Source organism: Streptomyces silaceus, assembly GCF_001419745.1.
In the GTDB taxonomy this organism is placed as follows: Bacteria; Actinomycetota; Actinomycetes; order Streptomycetales; family Streptomycetaceae; genus Streptomyces; species Streptomyces silaceus.
In genome coordinates this window covers 1-3,446 of record NZ_LIRJ01000502.1, presented here as the reverse complement: position 1 = coordinate 3,446, position 3,446 = coordinate 1, and the positions used below count along the sequence as shown (strand labels likewise).

Below are 3,446 nucleotides of genomic sequence, written 5' to 3'. Positions count from 1 at the left end.
CCCGCCCCGGTGCAGGCGGGCGCAGCCCACGGCGCCGGGTGGCGATGAAGGAGGCGTCAAGTCCGGTGCGGGCGGGCGTCGGCCCCGGGGGAGAGCGGAGGGGACGGGGGCACCGGCCCCGGGACCCTTAACCTGGTGCGGTGAGCACTGAGCACGGCCCCCTCCTCGGCCCCGCCGAGATCCGCGAACTGGCCACCGCCCTGGACGTCCGCCCGACCAAGCAGCGCGGCCAGAACTTCGTCATCGACGCCAACACCGTCCGCCGCATCGTCCGCACCGCGGAAGTCCGCCCGGACGACGTCGTCGTCGAGGTCGGCCCGGGCCTCGGCTCCCTGACGCTGGCCCTCCTGGAGACCGCCGCCCACGTCACCGCCGTGGAGATCGACGACGTCCTCGCGGGCGCCCTGCCCGCGACGATCCAGGCCCGTCTGCCGCACGAGGCCGACTCCTTCGCGCTGGTGCACAGTGACGCCATGCTGGTGAAGGAGCTGCCGGGCCCCGCCCCGACCGCCCTGGTCGCCAACCTCCCGTACAACGTCGCCGTACCCGTCCTGCTCCACATGCTCGACACCTTCCCGACCATCGAGCGCACGCTCGTGATGGTCCAGGCGGAGGTCGCCGACCGCCTCGCCGCCGGACCGGGCTCGCGCGTGTACGGGGTGCCGTCCGTGAAGGCCGCCTGGTACGCGGACGTGAAGCGCGCCGGATCCATCGGGCGCAACGTGTTCTGGCCCGCCCCGAACGTCGACTCGGGCCTCGTCTCCCTGGTCCGGCGGGACGAGCCGATCAAGACCACCGCCTCGAAGCGCGAGGTCTTCGCCGTCGTCGACGCCGCCTTCGCGCAGCGCAGGAAGACGCTGCGGGCCGCGCTGGCGGGCTGGGCCGGATCCGCGGCCGCCGCGGAGGCCGCCCTGGTCGCCGCCGGTGTCTCGCCCCAGGCGCGCGGCGAGGCGCTGACCGTGGAGGAGTTCGCGCGCATCGCCGAGCACAAGGAGACGGGCGCGTGAGCGTCACCGTACGGGTTCCCGCGAAGGTCAATGTCCAGCTGGCGGTGGGCGCCGCCCGCGCCGACGGCTTCCACGACCTCGCCAACGTCTTTCTCGCCGTCGGCCTCTACGACGAGGTCACGGTCACGCCCGCCGATGAGCTGCGGGTGACGTGCGAGGGGCCCGGGTCCGATCAAGTGCCCCTGGACCGTACGAACCTGGCGGCCCGCGCGGCCGAGCTCCTCGGCGAGCGGTACGGCATCCGCCCCGACGTGCACCTCCACATCGCCAAGGACATTCCCGTCGCGGGCGGCATGGCCGGCGGCAGCGCCGACGGCGCGGGCGCGCTCGTGGCGTGCGACGCGCTGTGGGGTACCGGCGCCTCCCAGGGCGAACTGCTCGACATCTGCGCCGAGTTGGGCAGCGATGTGCCGTTCAGCCTGGTCGGCGGCGCCGCCCTCGGCACCGGCCGCGGCGAGAAGCTGGAGCCGCTGGCCGTCGGGGGTACCTTCCACTGGGTGTTCGCCGTCGCCGACGGCGGGCTCTCCACGCCCGCCGTGTACCGCGAGTTCGACCGGCTGACCCCGGTCGCCCCCGCCCCCGAGGCCGCCCCCGCGCTCCTGGAGGCGCTGCGGACCGGCGACGCCGACGCCCTCGCCGGAGCGGTCGCCAACGACCTGCAGCCCGCCGCCCTTTCGCTCTTCCCCTCCCTCTCCCGGACCCTCGCGGCCGGCACGGACGCGGGCGCCCTCGCCGCCCTCGTCTCCGGTTCCGGGCCGACCACCGCGTTCCTCGCGCGCGACGCCGACGCGGCGCGGAAGGTGGCGGACGCGCTCCTGGCGTCGGGGACCTGCCGCGCGGCACGGGTCGCGGAGTCGCCCGCCCCGGGTGCCACGCTGCTCTAGGTACTCAGGTACGGATCTGAGTACGGCGGCGCTGATGGCGGGCAGGGGCGGCGCGCGACCGTACGTCCATGGGATCACGTGTTCGCGAACTGGCCGCGCAGACGCCCGCCGGGCGTGACCGCTACATCGACCTGCTGCGGGTCGCCTCGCTCGGCACGGTCGTCGTCGGCCACTGGCTGATGGCGGCCGTGACCGTCGGCGACGACGGTCACGCCGAGGTCGGCAACCTCCTCGCCGTGGTGCCGGAGCTCCAGCTCCTCACCTGGGTGCTGCAGATCATGCCGGTCTTCTTCTTCGTCGGCGGCTTCTCGCACGCGCTGTCGTACCGCTCGCTGGCCCGCACGTCGCCCGGCGCATCCGTCTACTCGGCCTTCCTGCGGGCCCGGCTCCAGCGGCTGCTGCGGCCCACCATGGTCTTCATCGGGGTGTGGGGCGCGGGCGCGCTGATCCTCCAACTGGGCGGCGGGAGGGGCGGGTTGCTCGACGTCGCGCTGCGGCTCGTGGCGCAGCCGCTGTGGTTCATCGGCATCTATCTCGCCATGGTCGCCTTCACCCCGCCGCTGCTGCGGCTGCACGAGCGGTGGGGGTGGGGCGCGTTCGGCGCGCTCGTCGCGGCGGCGGGCGCGGTGGACCTGGCCCGCTTCGCGTTCGGCGTGCCCTACGTCGAGTTCCTGAACTTCGCCTTCGTCTGGCTCGCCGTCCACCAGCTCGGTTTCCTGCGCGCGGACGGGCGGCTGCGGCTGCGCATGCCGTACGTCCTGGCGGGCGCGGGACTCGCGGGGGTTTCCCTGCTCGTGGCCCTCGGCCCCTATCCGCTCTCCATGGTCGGCATGCCCGGCGAGCGCGTCTCGAACATGGCACCGCCCACCTTCGCCCTGCTCTGCCACGGCCTGTGGCTGGTCGGCGCCGTGGAACTGCTGCGCGCCCCGGCGGCGCGGTGGCTGGCGCGGCCGCGGGTCTGGCGTGGCGTGGTGGCGGCCAACGGCATCTCCATGACGGCGTTCCTGTGGCACCTGACGGCGATGCTCGGTGTGTACGGGATGCTGCTCGCCCTCGACGTCCCGCTGCCGGAGCCGGCGACGGGGGCGTGGTGGGCGCAGGTGCCGCCGCGGATGGCGGCGGCCGCGGTCCTCACGGCGGCGCTGGTCGCGGCCTTCCGCCGCTTCGAACGGCCGGGTGCGGCACGGGAGTCGGGTGCTCCCGGCGGCACGGTGTCCGGTCCCGCCGCGGCGCTCGGCGTGACCCTGTGCCTGTTCGGCGTGCTCGGCCTGTCGATGGTCGGCTTCGGCGGCCTCCTGGAGGGCCGCACGGCGCTGCTGATCGCGGTCCATGTGACGGCGCCGGTGGCGGTGGTGATGGCGCTGGTGGGGTGGCTGCTGGTGGAGCGGGCGGGACGGGGGCCGGGGCGGGGACGGAGTGCTCGGGTCAGCGGGTAGGCCGGTCCGGAAGGACTCGTTCGGGGCACGGAGATTTCCACAGTCATTGAGTTGTCCACGGAGTTGTCCCTGAGGCGGACGCGGTGCCGGGGACGGTCATAACCTGATCTCTGAACGGC

3 protein-coding genes are annotated in these 3,446 nt (G+C 74.4%); all 3 read left to right on the top strand.

Annotated elements, in window-relative coordinates; genetic code table 11:
* Positions 1-140 precede the first annotated feature (140 nt).
* On the top strand, positions 141-1,007 hold the full coding sequence (rsmA, locus tag AOK22_RS35355) for a 16S rRNA (adenine(1518)-N(6)/adenine(1519)-N(6))-dimethyltransferase RsmA (RefSeq protein ID WP_055702796.1): 867 nt from the start codon (positions 141-143) through the stop codon (positions 1,005-1,007).
* The gene (locus tag AOK22_RS35350) at positions 1,004-1,891 is read left to right on the top strand and encodes a 4-(cytidine 5'-diphospho)-2-C-methyl-D-erythritol kinase (protein WP_055702795.1); all 888 of its coding nucleotides are present in this window, start codon (positions 1,004-1,006) and stop codon (positions 1,889-1,891) included. Before rsmA ends, AOK22_RS35350 begins: the two co-directional genes overlap by 4 nt.
* A 68-nt stretch (positions 1,892-1,959) precedes the next feature.
* Entirely contained in the window at positions 1,960-3,327 is a 1,368-nt protein-coding gene (locus AOK22_RS35345) for an acyltransferase family protein (RefSeq protein ID WP_055702794.1), read from the top strand.
* Positions 3,328-3,446 lie beyond the last annotated feature (119 nt).

Coding starts and splice junctions, on each gene's coding strand:
- AOK22_RS35345 (WP_055702794.1), top strand. CDS start 1,960: ATGGGATCACGTGTTCGCGAACTGGCCGCGCAGACGCCCGCCGGGCGT.